This is a genomic window from Sphingomonas sp. BL-S-25 (genome assembly GCF_055521555.1).
This window is the reverse complement of sequence record NZ_CM145486.1, coordinates 1368438-1384759: the sequence shown is the minus strand read 5'-3', so window position 1 is coordinate 1384759 and position 16322 is coordinate 1368438. Positions and strand designations below refer to the sequence as shown.

At 65.7% G+C, this 16322-nt stretch carries 11 protein-coding genes and 1 pseudogene; 5 read left to right on the top strand and 7 right to left on the bottom strand.

Annotated elements, in window-relative coordinates; all coding sequences use genetic code 11:
- Window positions 1-1041 (bottom strand): SGNH/GDSL hydrolase family protein, encoded by a 1041-nt coding sequence (locus tag ACZ1H8_RS06850; RefSeq protein WP_465180596.1) that lies wholly within the window; start codon window positions 1039-1041, stop codon window positions 1-3.
- 33 nt (window positions 1042-1074) lie between these two features.
- Window positions 1075-2358, bottom strand: a complete 1284-nt coding sequence (gene murA, locus ACZ1H8_RS06845; RefSeq protein ID WP_465180595.1) for a UDP-N-acetylglucosamine 1-carboxyvinyltransferase — start codon at window positions 2356-2358, stop codon at window positions 1075-1077.
- A 124-nt stretch (window positions 2359-2482) separates the two neighbouring features.
- Between murA and ACZ1H8_RS06840 the strand changes: the two genes are divergently transcribed.
- Window positions 2483-3217 carry a Crp/Fnr family transcriptional regulator gene (locus tag ACZ1H8_RS06840; RefSeq protein ID WP_465180594.1) on the top strand — a complete coding sequence of 245 codons (735 nt, stop codon included), beginning with the start codon at window positions 2483-2485 and terminating at the stop codon, window positions 3215-3217.
- 636 nt (window positions 3218-3853) lie between these two features.
- On the opposite strand, the gene ACZ1H8_RS06835 is transcribed toward ACZ1H8_RS06840, so the two are convergent.
- The gene (locus ACZ1H8_RS06835) at window positions 3854-4690 is read right to left on the bottom strand and encodes a lysozyme inhibitor LprI family protein (protein WP_465180593.1); all 837 of its coding nucleotides are present in this window, start codon (window positions 4688-4690) and stop codon (window positions 3854-3856) included.
- Between the two features lie 205 nt (window positions 4691-4895).
- On the opposite strand from ACZ1H8_RS06835, the gene ACZ1H8_RS06830 reads away from it, so the two are divergent.
- The gene (locus ACZ1H8_RS06830) at window positions 4896-6803 is read left to right on the top strand and encodes a beta-propeller domain-containing protein (protein WP_465180592.1); all 1908 of its coding nucleotides are present in this window, start codon (window positions 4896-4898) and stop codon (window positions 6801-6803) included.
- A gap of 38 nt (window positions 6804-6841) precedes the next feature.
- Here ACZ1H8_RS06830 and ACZ1H8_RS06825 read toward each other — a convergent pair whose 3' ends face one another.
- Together ACZ1H8_RS06825 and ACZ1H8_RS06820 are read right to left on the bottom strand one after the other, a co-directional pair.
- Window positions 6842-8134, bottom strand: coding sequence for an MFS transporter (locus ACZ1H8_RS06825; protein WP_465180591.1), 1293 nt, complete (start codon window positions 8132-8134; stop codon window positions 6842-6844).
- Window positions 8131-9045: an SDR family oxidoreductase gene (locus ACZ1H8_RS06820; protein WP_465180590.1), complete on the bottom strand. Its 915-nt coding sequence runs from the start codon at window positions 9043-9045 to the stop codon at window positions 8131-8133. The genes ACZ1H8_RS06825 and ACZ1H8_RS06820 overlap by 4 nt, the downstream gene beginning before the upstream one ends.
- A gap of 101 nt (window positions 9046-9146) precedes the next feature.
- Between ACZ1H8_RS06820 and ACZ1H8_RS06815 the strand changes: the two genes are divergently transcribed.
- Window positions 9147-9746, top strand: a complete 600-nt coding sequence (locus ACZ1H8_RS06815) for a TetR/AcrR family transcriptional regulator (protein ID WP_465180589.1) — start codon at window positions 9147-9149, stop codon at window positions 9744-9746.
- Window positions 9747-9988: 242 nt separating this feature from the next.
- Here ACZ1H8_RS06815 and ACZ1H8_RS06810 read toward each other — a convergent pair whose 3' ends face one another.
- Window positions 9989-10867 (bottom strand): lysozyme inhibitor LprI family protein, encoded by an 879-nt coding sequence (locus ACZ1H8_RS06810; protein WP_465180588.1) that lies wholly within the window; start codon window positions 10865-10867, stop codon window positions 9989-9991.
- A complete protein-coding gene (locus tag ACZ1H8_RS06805) occupies window positions 10864-11535 on the bottom strand; it encodes a glycoside hydrolase family 19 protein (protein ID WP_465180587.1) in 672 nt (223 codons plus the stop codon). Before ACZ1H8_RS06805 ends, ACZ1H8_RS06810 begins: the two co-directional genes overlap by 4 nt.
- 612 nt (window positions 11536-12147) lie before the next feature.
- Between ACZ1H8_RS06805 and ACZ1H8_RS06800 the strand changes: the two are divergent.
- Together ACZ1H8_RS06800 and ACZ1H8_RS06795 are read left to right on the top strand one after the other, a co-directional pair.
- Window positions 12148-13173 (top strand): annotated as a pseudogene (locus ACZ1H8_RS06800) (glycoside hydrolase family 43 protein); the annotation flags it as partial.
- 282 nt (window positions 13174-13455) lie between these two features.
- The gene (locus tag ACZ1H8_RS06795) at window positions 13456-16317 is read left to right on the top strand and encodes a TonB-dependent receptor (protein ID WP_465180586.1); all 2862 of its coding nucleotides are present in this window, start codon (window positions 13456-13458) and stop codon (window positions 16315-16317) included.
- The last annotated feature ends 5 nt before the right edge of the window (window positions 16318-16322 follow it).

The following is a 16322-nucleotide window of genomic DNA, read 5'->3' as shown; positions in this document are numbered from 1 at the left end:
TCACCACCGGATGCGCATCCCCGCCACTGTCTTCTCCAGCGTATCGGCCAGCGCGCGCTGATCCTTCAGCGACGGGTGCCAGTGGCAGCTGTCCAGCGCCATCTCCGGCGTGCGCATCGTCGCCACCTTGATCTTTGAGGTGGCGAGCTCGGCCGCGACCGATTGCACATCGATGGCGAAGCTCGGCCCGCCGACCAGCACGAACTGCGCCTGGGGCTGGTTCGCGGCGATCTCGCGCACGAAATCGACATAGCGCTGGTGCCACGCCTTGCGCAGCGCCATTTCGTCGGCCCAGGCCTCGCCCGGCTTGACCTGAGTCGAGAAGTCGTTGGTGCCCAGATAGATGACGATGAGCTGCGGGTGCCACGCGTCACGGACCGTGAGTTTGGTCGTCTCGCCGGGAATAATCCGCGAATAGAGGAAGGGCAGGCTCTCGCCCGGCGCCTTGCCGTCATAATTGCGCACGATGCCATAGCCCGACCAGGCGATGACCCGGTAATCCGCGTCCAGCCGCTTGGCCAGCAACGGGCCATAAGCCTGCTGCGTGTCGGTGGTCGCATGGACCTTCGCAGCGTCGCACTCGCGTACGGTCGAGGTGTCGGCATAGCCGACGCTGTGCGAATCGCCGATGATCTCGATCTGCCGCACGCGTGCCGTCATGGGCAGCGCCTTGCCGTCGACCGGCCAGAAGCCGAGGAAGCGGAAATCGCCCGGCTGGCTCTCCGTCAGCCGTTCCAGGCGCACCACATGCGCGCCCGGCGTCAGCCCGCCGATCCGCTTGCGCCCGCTAAAGCCCTCGCCCAGCCGCGCCTTCTCGACCCCGTCGATCAGCACGCGGACCTGCTCGCGCTTCGTCTCGACCCCGACATCCACCGCGCGTCCGGTGAAGCGTCCCTCGAAATAGACGCCCGGCCAGCCCGATCGCAGCGCACCATCGGCGTCGTGCACGACGCGTCCGCCCTCATAGACCGGAATCGGCGCGCGCACATCCGCGCCCGCCACCAGCAGCATCGCCGCAACCGCCGCCCAGATCCGCTTCATTCGTCCCTCCCGCGCGCCCGTCGCGCCGTCGCGTCAGCCGTCGCCGACCCGCTCGATATCCGCGCCCACGCCCTGCAGCTTTTCCTCCAGCCGCTCGTACCCGCGGTCGAGGTGATAGATGCGGCTGACCTGGGTCTCGCCCTCGGCGGCCAGCCCGGCCAGGATCAGGCTCATCGATGCGCGCAGGTCGGTCGCCATCACCGGCGCGCCGACCAGCTTCACCGATCCGCGCACCACTGCGGTGCGGCCATGAACCTCGATATTCGCGCCCATCCGCGCCAGCTCGGGCACGTGCATGTAGCGATTCTCGAAGATCGTCTCGGTCAGCACGCTGGCGCCCTCGGCCTTGCACAGCATCGCCATGAACTGCGCCTGCATGTCGGTGGCGAAGCCGGGGAAGGGCGCGGTCGACAGCGTCAGCGGCTTCAGCGGCGCGCCGGCGGCGATCCGCACCGCGTCGTGCGTCTGCTCGACGGTGACCCCCGCCTCGATCAGCGCGTCCAGCGTCGCGCGCATGTCGCCGGCATTGGCGCCGACCAGCTCCAGGTCGCCGCCGGTGATCGCCGCGGCACAGGCATAGCTGCCCGCCTCGATCCGGTCGGGCATCACCGCGTAGGTCGCGCCGTGCAGCCGCTCGCAGCCCTGGATCTCCAGCGTCTCGCTGCCGATGCCGTGGATCGACGCGCCCATCGCCACCAGCAGGTTGCACAGGTCGACGATCTCCGGCTCGCGCGCCGCATTCTCCAGCACCGTGGTGCCGCGCGCGGTGACCGCCGCCATCAGCGCATTCTCGGTCGCGCCGACCGACACGACCGGGAAGCGGAACGTGCCGCCGGGAAGCCGTCCGCCCGGCGCGGTCGCCTTCACATAGCCCGCGGCCAGCTCGATCTCGGCCCCCATCGCTTCCAGCGCCTTGAGGTGCAGGTCGATCGGCCGGTTGCCGATCGCGCAGCCGCCGGGCAGCGACACCGTCGCCTCGCCCATCCGGGCCAGCAACGGGCCCAGCACCAGGATCGACGCGCGCATCTTGCGCACGATGTCGTACGGCGCGACCGTCGAGGTCAGGTTCGCCGCGCGCATCGTCATCACCCGGCCGAAATCGGTCGGACGCCCGCCCTCGATCATCGTCGAGACGCCGAACTGGTTAAGTAGATGCCCGAAGCTGTCCACATCTGCGAGCCGTGGCAGATTTCTCAGCGTCAACGGTTCGTCGGTCAGCAATGCACAAGGCATCAGCGTGAGCGCGGAATTCTTTGCGCCGGAAATGGCGATGCGGCCGGAAAGCCGGTTTCCGCCGCGGATCAGGATACGGTCCATTTGCGGGCTTCTAGCCCTTCGCACGGCGCGCGCAAGCGGCCCCGCGAATGACGGGCATTGATCGACTTTAATGCACTGATTTCTCAGCGCTGCTTTGCAGTGCCTGGGTTGGGGGTGGACGTGCGTGGCCGGTAGTTGTTTTGCCGAAGTGCTGAGCGATCTCGTCGAACTGACGAGTGCGGAGCAAGCGGCGCTGGAGAAGCTCGAGGAACGCCAGCGGACGGTGCGCCGCGGGGCGGTGCTTCAGCGCGAGAACGAGAAATGCGGCGAGCTCTATGTCCTGCGCAAGGGACTGATGATGAGCTATGTGCTGCTCGACGATGGCAGCCGCCAGATCCTGCGCTTCCTGTTTCCCGGCGACATGCTGGGCGTCTCCTCGATGATCTATCGCCAGGCGCCCGAGACGCTGGCCGCGCTGTCCGACTGTGTCGTCAGCCCGTTCGATCGCGCCGCGCTGTCCGATCTGATGACCCGTCACCCGCGGCTCTCGGCGATGGTGCTCGTCTATTGCCAGGTCGAACGCGTGAGCCTGACCGATCGGCTCGCGGCGCTGGGCCGTACCAGCGCCAAGGCGCGCGTCGCGGCGCTGCTGCTCGACCTGCGCGACCGGCTGCGCACCACCGACAAGAGCGTGGCGGATGCCTTCCAGCTCGGCCTGACCCAGGAAGAGGTGGGCGATGCGACCGGCCTGACCGCGGTCCATGTCAATCGCATGCTGCGCCAACTCGAGGAGGAAGGGCTGATCGCCCGCGTCTCGGGCCGGGTCACGCTGAAGGACGAGCGCGCGCTGGCGCGGGCCGCCAATTACGTCAATCGCTTCGAAGGGCTGGATCTCAGCTGGCTGCCGCGCCCGGCCTAACCGCCCGGGCGACTGCGTGCCGCGTTGCAGGGACGCGATCCGTGGCGGCGATAAGGCCGACCGCCGGCGTCACGAATCGCGCCCTGCAAGGACCCGCTCGGGCAGACAAGGCCTCGAGCGAGGATGGCCGGTCGATCGACAACCGTCGCCCTCCCACCGTCCAGCGGTTCCCGACCCCCCCGGATATCAGGAACGCCATCATCACTAGGACAGGGCGCCGCCCCCGGGCAGTTGGGAATACCCCGTATTCTGTGCAGCTTTCGGGCTGAAGCTGGCAAAGCCCGGTTCAGGCGGCCGAACGTGCCCAGGCTATCCCATCCGGGCTGGAAGGCGATGTCGATCACCGGCAGCTCGGTATCGCGCGCAGCCTTGGCGCGCAGCAGCCTGCGCAACAACGCCGGTCCTATGACCGGGTCGCCTGTCGCCACCGCCTGAGCGGAGCCGAGGCCGACTTGCTTGACCGGTCGATCAGCACGCTGGTTACGACATGCGGTCGAGATCGCTGGCCGACCTTGCCATCCTGCAACCGGGCTGCCTCGCCGGAGCTATCGAAAGAAGTGCGGCTTGTCGCAAACACGCAGTTGTTCCGTCCGCTTCCGCGCTGGTGCCCGCGAGCGCAAGCCGAGCGTCGGCGCGTCATTCCTCCAGCTCATACTGACGCCGCATCAATATATCCGTGCGGCTGAACATCTGGCCGAGCAGGCACTCCCGATCGGCACCGCATCGATCCCGCTCGGCAAGCCAGCGGCGCTGACTTGCCTGAAGTGCCTCCGGATCATCCGTCGGCGTCCAGTCTAGCGGCTTGGTACTGCCGCTCAGGTTTACCGCATAGGCCATGGCGACACTGCGATCCCAATTTGCCAGCGATGCATCCGCGCAGATCGTCTGTTCAGTCAGACTGCGCGCCTTGGCGCACGAAAAGCTCGGCCGCGGCGCGTCCCGGCCCCGCGGCTTCAGAATCAGGATAACCTCTTGGGACCACAAAAGTGCTCGTCGGTCGCCACTCAGGGCCCAGCCGACAGCGCCCGGGAAACCGTTGGTGCGATCATCCCGATCGTCGTCGCAATCATAACTGACGATCGCGATCGGTCCGCGCGGCACCGGCGGAAGCTTGTAATCCCGCGGCACCGGCGCGCGCGCCGCATATTGGTTGCGCCGCTGGCTATTTGCCTTGAGCACCGCTGCCACAGATTGTCGCGACCAGCGCCGGCGTACCTTGGTACAGGGCAGGCCGGCATCGTCGGACAACAGATTGGTTTCGAGGGTAAAGAGCCGTCCGACGAATCGTGGGTCGTCCGGAAAGTAACGCCGCTGTAAATTGTCGAGAACCGGGTCGATCAGCACTCTTGTCACGACATAACGGCCGACATCGTCGCCGGGACGGGCAAGGGCGGGCGCGGTCGCGATGCTCCCGCAGGTCGCGATCAGACCTGCAATCGCTCGAAGGGCAGCGGGTGGACGGTTCAGGGGCATCCGCAGACTCCCGGTGTCGAAAGCGGTAAGGGGACCGCAAGCGAACGCCAGACTACGCCTCAGCTGCCAGTGCGAGAAGCGGGGCGCCCGGCCGGGACGTTACAGAATGATCCGTAATGGTTGAGCCACTGTCCGGTCGCGCCCATCATCTTGCAGTCCGATGGGCGCTATGTAATAACATCACATACAGTAATGGAGAGGTGCCATGCGGGGACTCGGAATCGCATTGATCGTTGCGGCCTGGGCAAGCGGCTGCACGTCGCCGGCGCAGTCCGCCAAGCCTCAGGATCCCCCTATGCGCGCCTTTGCCAGCGACGCTGAACTGTCCGCCTTCATGCGCAAGGTCGCTGCCCGCCAGCGTGCGGATCAGAGCTCGGGGCCTGTCGCTTATGACAGCGTCATACCCGTGCCGCCGCCGCTCGCAATGCCCGCGCCATCCGCACCATCCGCGCAGGCCGAGGCGGCGGCGCCTGCCAGCCGTGCCGCGCCCAGCATCACCAACACCCAGGAGGCCGATGTCGACGAGGGCGGCATCGTCAAGACTGCCGGCGACCATCTCGTCATCCTGCGCCGCGGCCGGCTGTTCACCGTATCGCTTGCCGGCAATGCCATGACCCCGGTCGACCATATCGATGCCTTTCCGCCGGGCACGCAGGGCGATGGCTGGTATGACGAGATGCTGGTCAGCGGCGACCGGGTGATCGTCGTCGGCTACAGCTATTCGCGCGGCGGGACCGAGATCAACCGCTTCCGCATCGCGCCCGACGGGCGCCTGCGCTACGAAGACAGCTATCACCTGCGCTCGGACGATTATTATTCCGCCAGCAACTATGCCTCTCGGCTGATCGGCTCGACGCTGATCTTCTACACGCCGCTCCGCATCGACAGCGAGCGTCCGCTGGAGACGCTGCCGGGGCTGCAGCGCTGGTCGGGCAAGCGCGACGCGCCATTCGAGCGGACGATGCCGGCGACCCGCCTCTATGTCCCCGATCCGCTGCGCCGCGCGCCGACGGCCGACCTGTCGACGCTACACACCGTCACCCAGTGCGATCTCGCCGCGCCGGTCATGGCGTGCCGCGCCACGGCCGTCCTCGGCACCTGGTCGCGCAGCTTCTATGTCTCGGGCGAGGCAGTCTATGTCTGGACCGATGGCGCGCGGCCGGCGACTGCCCGCTCAGGCGCCTTCGTCTACCGACTGCCGCTCGACGGGTCGGCCCCCGGCGCGGCCCAGGCCTGGGGTGGCCCGGTCGACCAATTCTCCTTTTCCGAGGACCGCGCCGCGGGCCGCCTCAACGTGGTCGTGCGCGCCGACAGCGGGGGTGAGGCCATGTGGCGCTCGGAACGCAGCGGCGGCGCGACCGCGCTGCTCGCCATGCCCTTGTCGCGCTTCGGCAATGGCTCGCACGTCCTGCCCGCCTCGGCCTATCGCGCGCTGCCGGTCGATCCCGACGGCTACAGCTTCCACAACCGCTTCGTCGGCCGGCACCTGCTGTACAGCGCCGGGACCTTCAACCAGTACAGCCAGTCCGCCCTGATCTATGCCGTTCCGCTCGACGGCAGCGCCATCGCCCGGATCCCGCTGCCGCACGGGATCGACCGGATCGACATCATCGGCAGCGACGGGATCGCGATCGGCAACGATCCTAGGGAGCGGCTGGGCTTCAGCGCGATCGAGCTGAGCGGCCGCCCGCGCCACGGCGACACCTATTTCCTTCCCGCCGCGCATGAGGGCGAGCGCCGCAGCCAGGCGTTCTTCTTCTCGCCCGATCCTGACAGCCGCGACGGCGCGTCGGGCATGCTCGGCCTGCCCGTCACCCGCGCGATCGATCGCTCCGCCACCGCCCGCTTCCTCGGCTCGGGCTCGGCCATCGCCTTCCTGCGCCGCGACGCCCGCCGCTTCTCCCCGGCAGGCGAACTGGTCGCCAATGCCGGCGATGTGCGCGATGATGCGTGCAAGGCGTCCTGCGTCGACTGGTACGGCAATGCCCGCCCGATCTTCCTGAACGGCCGTGTCTTCGCGCTGATGGGCTATGAACTGGTCGAGGGCAGGGTCAGCGGCGGCCTGATCGGCGAACGCGCCCGCATCGACTTCGCGCCGGGCGGCGGGCGGTGAGGCGAGGGCGGCGGAGGAGCTGGCCCGCCGCCGGCGCGCTACCCGGTCCGGCCCGTCAGCTCCTCCGAAATCCGCCTGCTCGCCACCAGCATCACGATCCCCGTCGCAATGCCCGCCGCCGGCGCGATCATCAGGCCCAGGCCAAGCCCGTTGCCAATCCCCGCCGCAGTCGCACCGTCGCTGATCAGCCCGATCAGCACCGGACCCAGCGCCGGTCCCAGCAGTCCCGATCCGATCAGCACCAGCCCCGACGCCATCGCCTCGCGGCCATTGCCTGCCACCAGATGCGCCGCGCCGAATGCCCAGGGCAGCAGGAACGAGAAGGACAGCATGAACGGCACCAGCAGCGCGATCGCCAGCTCCGGTCCGGGCGCCAGCAGCGCCGGCACCGCGACGATGCTCGCGCCGATGAACAGCCAGGACGGCGGCCCCAGCACCCGCCCGCTGCCCGATCGCACCGCCCGGTCGAACCCCGCACCGCCTGCCAGCGTGCCGATGATCCCCATCAACCCCTGCAACAGCCCGAAACTCAGCCCCACCTCGCTCGCGCTCAACCCGTGCGTCCGCATCAGGAACGGCGCGGCAAAGGCATAGAAGGGGCCGCCGGCAAAGCCGACCACCAGCGATCCTATGAAGATCCAGCGAAAGGCGGGATTGCGCAGCAGTTGCGCGCTCGACTTCAGGAAGGGCTGGCCCGCCTCGCCGCTGCGCGCCAGCACCGGGGTGGGCTGGATCGTCACCATCGCCAGCAGCGCGATCAGCCCGCCGGTCAGTCCCGCGCCGATCAGCGCCCCGCGCCACCCGATCGTGTCGGCCAGCGCGCCGCCTCCGGCAAAGCCGATCATCGTGCCCAGCGGAATGCCCATCGAGAACAGCCCGATCGCCCGCCCGCGCCGCTCGGGGGGCACCTGCCGCGCGATGATCGCATGCGCCGACGGCGTCGCGCCCGCCTCGCCCAGCGCCACGCCGAACCGCGTGATCGCCAGCATCACGAACCCGGTCGCCGCCCCGCCCAGCGCGGTCATCGCGCTCCACACCAGGATGCAGGCGATCATCACGATCTTGGGCGATCCGCGATCCGCCGCGCGCGCCAGCGGCAGCGACATCAGCGCATAGCACACCGCAAAGGCCAGCCCGGTGACCAGCCCGAGCTCCGTATCGCTCAGGTCCAGTTCCTCGCGGATCGACTCGGTCAGGATGAACGGCAGGATCCGGTCGATCTGCGAGAAGATGCTGACCAGCACCAGCGTGCCGAGCAGCGCCGGCCCGGACCCGATTGCCGCTGTCCCGCCCGCCGCCGGGCGCGGGGGCGCCACCGCCGACCCGCTCACTGCGCCAGTACCATCGCGTTCGGCTCGAACCGCACGCCGGTCAGCTGCTGCGACACGTCCCACAGCTGCGCCGCGGCGCTTCCGTCCAGCGCCCGCGGCGGGATTCGCGCCTCAGCCGGATAGCCGCGCGTCTCGCTCAGCCGGTCAGGCCCGTAATAACGGCCGCCCTTTGCCAGCGGCGAGGTCGCCGCGAACAGGGTGGGCAGCGCGCCCTGCCATGATGGCTGGAACAGGAAGGGCAGGTGCTGCCGCACCCATCCATTGACGCTGTTCGCGCCCGATCCGTTGAGGATCAGGTCGGTGCGCGTCACGCCCGGGTGGGCGCCGATGCTCTCGATCCCCCAATCCCCCGCCAGGCTGCGCCGCTGCAGCTCGAACGCGAACATCAGGCAGGCGAGCTTCGACTGGGCATAGACCGCGCCCGCGCGATACTCCTTGCGCGCGTCCAGGTCGTCGAAATCGATCGCCCCGCCGCGCGCCGCCACGCTCGACAGCGTTACCACCCGCGGCCGTTCGGCGGCGCGCAGCAGCGGGAGCAGCCCGGCGGTCAGCGCGAAATGGCTGAGATAATTGGTCCCGAACTGCAGCTCGAACCCGTCGCTGGTCTCCTGACGCTGGGGTGGCGTCATGACGCCGGCATTGTTGATCAGCAGGTCCAGCCGCTCATGCTGCCGTCCCATCCGTTCGCTGAACGCCGCGACCGACGCCAGGCTCGCCAGGTCGAGCTGCTCGAACCGCACCCGGCCCGTCACGCCCTGGCCCTGGATCCGCGCCACTGACTCGGCGCCCTTGCGCGGGTTGCGCCCGGCCAGGATCACCTCCGCCCCATGCCGTGCCAGCACCAGTGCGGTCTCGTACCCCAGTCCGCCCGTACCCGTCACGATCGCCAGCTTGCCCCGCTGCGATCCCATCTCCGCTTCCGTCCACCGACTTATGACATTGCCTTTCCACTGATTTGCACTTAGTGTAAAAATATATCTACATCGAGTGCAATATTGCATCAAGGGCAAAAATGACGAGTGCAAAGAGCGAGTCCGCGCCGGAGGGGCTAAGGGAGCGCAAGCGGCGCGAAACCGCCAAGCGGATCAAGGAAGCCGGCATCCGGCTGTTTGTCGAACATGGCTATGACGCGACGACGATCGACGAAATCGCCGCCGCCGCAGACATCTCGCGCCGTACCTTCTTCCATTATTACCAGTCGAAGGACGACATCCTGCTCGGCATGCAGAATGCGATGGGCGACATCCTCTCCGCTCAGCTCGCCGACGAGCCTGCTGCCAAGAAGCCGCTCCACGCCGTCCGCGACGCCGCGATCCGCGTCGCCCTGCCGGTCCCCGCCGACGAACTGCTCAAGCGCGACCGGCTGATGCGCTCCAGCGAAGCGGTCCAGGCGCGCAAGATCGCCAGCTATGTCCGGCACGAGGAGACCCTGTTCGCCGCGCTGAGCGAAAAATGGCCCGAGTCGCACAGCGAGACCGCGCTGCGCATGATCGCCATGGTCTCGATCGGCGCCGTCCGCCTGTCGCTCGACACGCTCAATCGCGAGGACGGCAAACGCCCCCTTGCCGAAATCCTGGCCGAAGCGTTCGAAGCCCTGGAAGGCCAGGCCTGACCGCCTGACCACCCACCGCAGTGCTGGGTCCGACCCGAGGCAACTCCCGGACGACGGGCTCTATCGCTACGCTGTCACCAGGCCGTCCAGCATCTGGAACCGGTCACCCGCTCAACATGCTCGTCCTGCCGCTGGTGCGCGGATCGATCAGGACTCCGACAGCATGCCTCGGACGTCCTTGGGTGCCGTTGACACTGGACGACATCCTCGTGACCTCACGCGGGAAACGTCCTGGGCGGCGGTCAATATTGTCGCCGCATCAGCACGTCGACCTGCCCATACATCTTGCTCAGCAGGCATTCCCGATCGGCACCGCACCGATCGCGTTCTGCCAGCCAGCGACGATGAAACGCCTCGAGTGCGTCCGGATCATTTGTGGGGGTCCAATCGATCGGTTTCGTACTTCCTTTGAGGTTTAGCGCGTATGCTGTGGCGACGCTGCGGTCCCAATTTGCTAACGACGCGTCTGCGCAAATCGCTCGCTCGGTAACGCTGCGCGCTTTAACGCACGGGAAGCTTGGCTTCGGCGGCGCCGACCCTCGGGGTTCAAGGATCAAGATGACTTCATCTGCCCATAGTATAGCGCGGCGCCCATCCCCCAAAGACCATCCAACAGCACCCACCCACGAATTGCCCGGGATCGTTCGGGTGCGTGGATCTGTTGCATTGTTGCAATCATAAACGACGATATCGACCGGCCCGGCGGGTACGGGAGAAAGGCGGTAATCCTGCGGTACCGGTATTCGGTCGGCGTCCTGGTTGCGTCGCTGGCTATGGGTCTTGAGTACTGCTGCTACGGTTTGCCGAGACCATCGCCGGCTGACCTTTGTGCAGGGCAGGCCAATATCATCGGACAGTCGATTTGGTTCGATTGTAAAGAGCCGGCCGACAAATCGCGGATCGTCCGGGAAAAAGACCCGTTGCAAATTGTCGAGCACCGGATCGATCAGCACGTGTGTCACGACATAGCTGCCGAGATCCTCTCGGGATTTAGCACCCGTCCCGGCCTCTGACTCTGGAGTGCCGTTCTCGCTCTGACCCAATCGCGGGTATACTGTCCCGCTCAATAAAAAAGCGATAATGAATGCGATTATCCCTATCTTGCCCATGACAAAGTTCACCTGCGCGATTTCAATAGTGCAGCTTCAAATTCTTCGGCAGCTTCGACGATTGCGGGTTGTGGATCATAGGGGTTTACGATTAAGTGAGCGCCAGCATAGTTTGCAGTTGATCCTGCAATGTACATGTGAATTGTTTTCCTATTTGCGTAGTGACGACCGGTCATCATGCCATCCACCATAACGAAGTAAGCAACATCTGAATTCTTGGCGAGTTCTGGATTCCACAGTAGGGCAAGGCCTCTCCCTATCGCAATTGAGGCCATGGCATAATTATACCACCATGTGAGCTGGACGTAACCACGACCATGGTAGACGAACTCTCGTCCGGCTGCGGACGTGTAATTACGGTGGGCCGGCTTGCCGTAGTCTGCTCCGCCTATTTGGCCCTGCGGGACGGTGTATCCACTTTCGTTGACCTCGAACTGCTCGCCATCCCATTCGGTGATTCTGGCCTTGGTCACGCCGAGTCGCTCGACCTTGACCGGGCGGCCGTACCGATATCCCCTACCTGCGCCGGTTTCATCGACAGGAGCCAGAGTCTGGAACTGTCGTATGGGACGTCCGTTCGGCCGGACGCCGACGGTAACGGCTCGTGCGGTTTCCCAATAGGCGGTGGCGAACATGTACGCCATCCAGCGAACATCAATCAGCCGCGGATCTTGTTCCATATATGTAAGCATTCGGTCGAAATTGCCCCTTGAGATCGGGGAATATCTGGCGGCGGTTGCTGGGTTGGCCCGCAGGCGAGAAGCTGATTCGTTGAGAAACAACTGATGATCGAACAAGCCCGTGTACACGTAATCCCGCGGGTTTTGCACGCAGTGCTATGGTCAGCGTTCTCTTGAACGGATTGCGATCCACCAACGACGTTGTTGCGCACGCCGAATTCAAAACATCGGCGCCCAAACCGATCGCGCCCCAAACCCTCGATGCCCGACCGTCCAATTCCCTGCTCGTCCAGCCGCTGCCCCCACGCTGTGCGTGCGGGTTTCGCGCTGCCGGCCGCACGGGCTGCCCCATTCGCGAGGTGAAGCCGTCCGCAAAGTCCGCCGTGATGAAGGCGGCCTCGTACAGGGCGAGCGCCTCGTGCGCGTCCTGCCGAAGGCGCCAGCGACGCAAGGTCCACATCTGCACGACACGTTGACGCCCCCAAAAATATGTCGGAGTAATAGTGGTACACAGATCTGCGGTCTGCGGTAGCCCGCCCGGAACTCCGGTAGCCTGAAACCGGATCGTCCCGGCTCCTGCTGCGGCTGGCAGGCGCATGGCGGAGGACCTGAATGCTCACTCGACGCTTTTTCCTGGCTGGTGCTGCAGTCGCTGCGGCGACACCCGGTTCGGCCTGGGCCGGCAGCGCATCGACGATCGTCAATCCGGTCGTGCGCCAGCGAGCGGACGCGCAGATATTCCGGCACAGCGACGGCCATTATTATCTGACCGGATCCGTTCCGGAATATGACCGGCTCGTCCTGCGCCGTGCCAGGACGCTTGCCGGCCTGTCGACCGCGCCGGAAAGGATATTGTGGCGCCACGAGGCCAGCGGCCCGATGTCGGGGTTCATCTGGGCTCCGGAGCTGCATCTCATCGACGGCAAATGGGTCATGTATTTTGCCGCCGGCCCCAGCGGCGGGGGCGAGGACGTCTTCCGCATCCGCACCTATGCGGTGGTCTGCGACGGTGCGGATCCGATGACGGGGAACTGGTCGGTGCTCGGCCAGCTGCAAACGCCGTGCGAAACGTTCAATCTCGATTCGACGAGTTTCGTTCACAAGGGGCGCCGCTATCTCGCCTGGGCGCAGCGCGAGCCGGGCATCGACACCAATTCCAACCTGTATCTCGCGCCGCTCGCCTCGGCGCTGACGCTGGCGGCAAAGCCGGTGCGCCTGTCAGTGCCGACGCTCGACTGGGAGATCCAGGGGTTCAAGGTCAACGAGGCGCCGGCGCTGCTCGAGCGCAACGGCAAGCTTTTCATGACCTATTCGGCAAGCGCGACCGACGCGCGATATTGCATGGGCATGCTGACCTGCGGCGCGGACGCGGATCTCATGGATGAGTCCAACTGGTCGAAATCGCGGGTCCCCGTATTCAAGACGTCGGAGCAGCACCGGATTTTCGGGCCCGGACATAATAGTTTCACCGTCGACGAGGCAGGGCGCGATGTCCTCGTCTACCACGCGCGCGACTATGCCGAGATCAAGGGCGATCCGCTGTTCGATCCCAATCGTCACACGCGGATGCAGTATTTCCGCTATGCCGCCGATGGCTCTCCGATATTTGGCGTGCCGGTCGCAAATGGTCCTTTACCGCGGCCGTAGACGCTCGTCCGCAAGCATCACCTGATCGCTATACTCAGAGTAATCGATTGCGCTGAATTGTCGCGTCGTCGGCGCTCGCCTGCGTTCGTGCAATCCTGACCGATGCAAGATCTGAGATTTTGTGCCAATTTTGCAACGTCTCAGGCGAAATCTTCAGTCGCATGAACATTGCGTTGGCGAAAGCGCTTGCCGCAAATCCGGGAAGTGATACGAAAAAAGTCGGAGTAATAAGCGCCACAGAGCGTGCCACATAATCATCGGGGAGGATTTCTGATGCGATCGAAACTAGTGTTTCTTGCCTCGGTCTCTATGGCGTCGATCGCGCTGAGCGGTCAGGCCATCGCCCAGGCGGCGGCCCCAGACCCGGCCGCCACACAGCAGCAGACGGGCAGCCAGGCCGCGCCGCAGGACGCGCCCAGCGACGAGATCGTCGTGACCGGCGTGCGCGCGTCGATCGTCGGTGCGATCAACCGTCGTCGCGATTCGACCCAGATCGTCGACTCGGTCGTGGCAGAGGACGTCGGCAAATTGCCCGACAATAACGTGGTCGAGGCACTGCAGCGTGTTACCGGCATCCAGGTGACCGATCGCGGACAGGGCGAAGCGGCCGGCATCCAGATCCGCGGCCTGCCCGACGCGCTGACCACGCTGAACGGGCGCAACATCTTCACCGCCGCCGGCCAGTCCTTCACGCTGCAGGATGTGTCCGCGAACCTCATCAAACGGGTGGACGTGTACAAGACGCGCGCGGCCGACCAGATCGAGACCGGTCTGGCCGGGCAGGTCGATGTCGTGACGCGGCGCCCGTTCGACTTCGAGGGCTTCGCGCTCTCGGCGCTGGTGCGCGGAATCTATGATGAGCAGGCGGACAAGATCAATCCGAACGCCGCCCTGCTGCTCAGCGACCGGTGGGAAACCGGCATCGGCAACATCGGCCTGCTGGTCAATGCCAGCTATACCCGCTCGAAATTCCGCACCATGTCGACGACGGCGGGCGCATTCGTTCCCTTCGCGACGCTCAACCCGCCGGCCGGCAGCGGCCTTTCCGGGTTCCAGCGTATCTTCCCCGCGCCGACGGATCCCACGACCGGCGCGTTCATCAATACCCCCGGCCTCGGCAACTGGCAGGTCGGGACCGAGACCGGCCTGCCCACCGCCGCCGGCTCGACGATGATCGTGAACGGCGTCGCGACACCCTATTGGCTGGCGCGCGACGCGGTATTCAGCTCGGATCTTTATGGCAAGCGCGAGCGCCCTTCGGCGAACGCTGCGCTGCAATGGGCGCCCAACAGCAGCTCGGTCTACACGGCCGAAATCTTCTATTCGGGCTTCCGCGGCGACACCTATAACAGCCTTCAGTTCAGCTTCGTCGATTTCTGGGCCAACCCCCAGGCGCCGACGCTGTACGACGGCACCAACATCGTGAAGTCGCGCGTCGCGAACAGCGTCTACGGGTTCAACAGCGGCGACTATACGCGCAGCAAGACCGACAGCTTCGTCTATGCGCTGAACGGCAAATGGGACGTGGGCAGCAATGGCGGGATCGTCGCCGACGCCGCCTATCAGACCAGTGAGTTCAACACCGCGTTCCTCGCGATGCGGACCGACCGCGTCGCCAATCAGATCACCGTCGATTTCAACGCCGGCGGCGGGCTTCCCGCCTATCATTTCGACAATGACGCCGCGCTTGCGGATCCCGTCAGCTGGAATGTCGCGCAGCTCTACGACAATGCCAATCGCGACAAGGGCAGTGCCTTCACCGCCACGCTCGACGGCTTCTACTGCTGGGATTCGGGATTCCTGCGCCAGATCCGGGCCGGCTTCCGCTTCGACGCGCGCCGCGCCTCGAGCGAGGTGCGGACTGCCGACGCCGGCAATCTCGGCCGCCCGCTGTCCAGCCTGCCTGCGGGCGCCACCTTCACCAATTCGGACTTCTTCGACGGTCGTGCCGATGTGCCGACCAGCTGGGTCAACGCCAATGGCTATTATAATTATGCCCATATCGACGAGATTCGCGGGCTCTATGGGCTGAAGACCTCCGATCAGCTGACGCTGACCCGCGTGTTCGACGTCGATGAAAAGACCACCGCCGCCTATATCCAGGCGGACGGCGAACTCACCATCTTCGGGCGTCCACTCAAGCTCCAGGCGGGCGTGCGCTATGTCGCGGTCGATACCGACGCGACCTTTGTCGACCGGTTCAACAACGGCGCGGTGTCGCGCGCCTCGCCCGGCTCGGACCGGTTCCTGCCCAGCTTCACGGCGCGCTACGACATCACCGACACGCTGCGCGCGCGCTTCAACTATGGCGAGACGCTGCGCCGTCCGGGTTTCGGCGACATCAATCCGAATTACTCGCTGACCGGCGATCTCACCAATGTCGGCTATGGCAGCGGTTCGGCCGGCACCGCCAATCTCCAGCCGACGACGTCGAAAAACTATGACGCGGCGCTGGAATGGTATTTCGACCGCAACAGCGCGATCACCGTCACCGCCTTCCGCCGCGACATCAAGGGGCTGGTCGTGCCGGTCAGCCAGCTCGAATTCATTCCCAATAACGGCATCGTCGCGGGCGCGACCGACAATTTCGTGATCAGCCGCCCCGCCAACGCTTCCGAAGGCGTGCTGAAGGGGCTCGAGGTGGGGGTCACCTATTTCCCTACCTATCTGCCCAGCTTCCTCGACGGCCTCGGCGTCCAGGGCAGTGTGACGGTGCTCGACTCGACCCAGAATGTGCCGATCTACAACATTGCCGGCGAACAGACCGGCGAGCAGGAATCGGGCTTCTTCGGCGTGTCAGACTTCTCGTACAATGCCACGCTGGCCTATGATAACGGCCCGATCGGCGCGCGCCTGTCCTATGTCTATCGCAACGCGTGGCAGGTGCGGAACGAGGCGCGGCTGTTCGCCAATCCGCTCGGCGTCTGGCGCCGCGCAGAGGCCAGCCTCGACATCCAGCTGACCGCGAGGATCACCGACCGGCTCGCCTTCACGTTCGACGCGGTCAACCTGACCCGCACCAAGCAGCAGGAATATTACCGGTTCGACGATGTCGGGGACAAGGATCGCTTCAACCTCGGCACGGTGCTGATCCCGCGGACGTTCGCGATCGGCGCGCGCTACAGCTTCAACTGACGTCA

What these genes read in the sequence shown, in the direction of transcription:
- ACZ1H8_RS06815 (WP_465180589.1), top strand. Translation starts at nt 9,147, where the DNA reads ATGACGAGTGCAAAGAGCGAGTCCGCGCCGGAGGGGCTAAGGGAGCGC.
- ACZ1H8_RS06835 (WP_465180593.1), bottom strand. Translation starts at nt 4,690, where the DNA reads ATGCCCCTGAACCGTCCACCCGCTGCCCTTCGAGCGATTGCAGGTCTG.
- ACZ1H8_RS06830 (WP_465180592.1), top strand. Translation starts at nt 4,896, where the DNA reads ATGCGGGGACTCGGAATCGCATTGATCGTTGCGGCCTGGGCAAGCGGC.
- murA (WP_465180595.1), bottom strand. Translation starts at nt 2,358, where the DNA reads ATGGACCGTATCCTGATCCGCGGCGGAAACCGGCTTTCCGGCCGCATC.
- ACZ1H8_RS06820 (WP_465180590.1), bottom strand. Translation starts at nt 9,045, where the DNA reads ATGGGATCGCAGCGGGGCAAGCTGGCGATCGTGACGGGTACGGGCGGA.
- ACZ1H8_RS06795 (WP_465180586.1), top strand. Translation starts at nt 13,456, where the DNA reads ATGCGATCGAAACTAGTGTTTCTTGCCTCGGTCTCTATGGCGTCGATC.
- ACZ1H8_RS06805 (WP_465180587.1), bottom strand. Translation starts at nt 11,535, where the DNA reads ATGGAACAAGATCCGCGGCTGATTGATGTTCGCTGGATGGCGTACATG.
- ACZ1H8_RS06850 (WP_465180596.1), bottom strand. Translation starts at nt 1,041, where the DNA reads ATGAAGCGGATCTGGGCGGCGGTTGCGGCGATGCTGCTGGTGGCGGGC.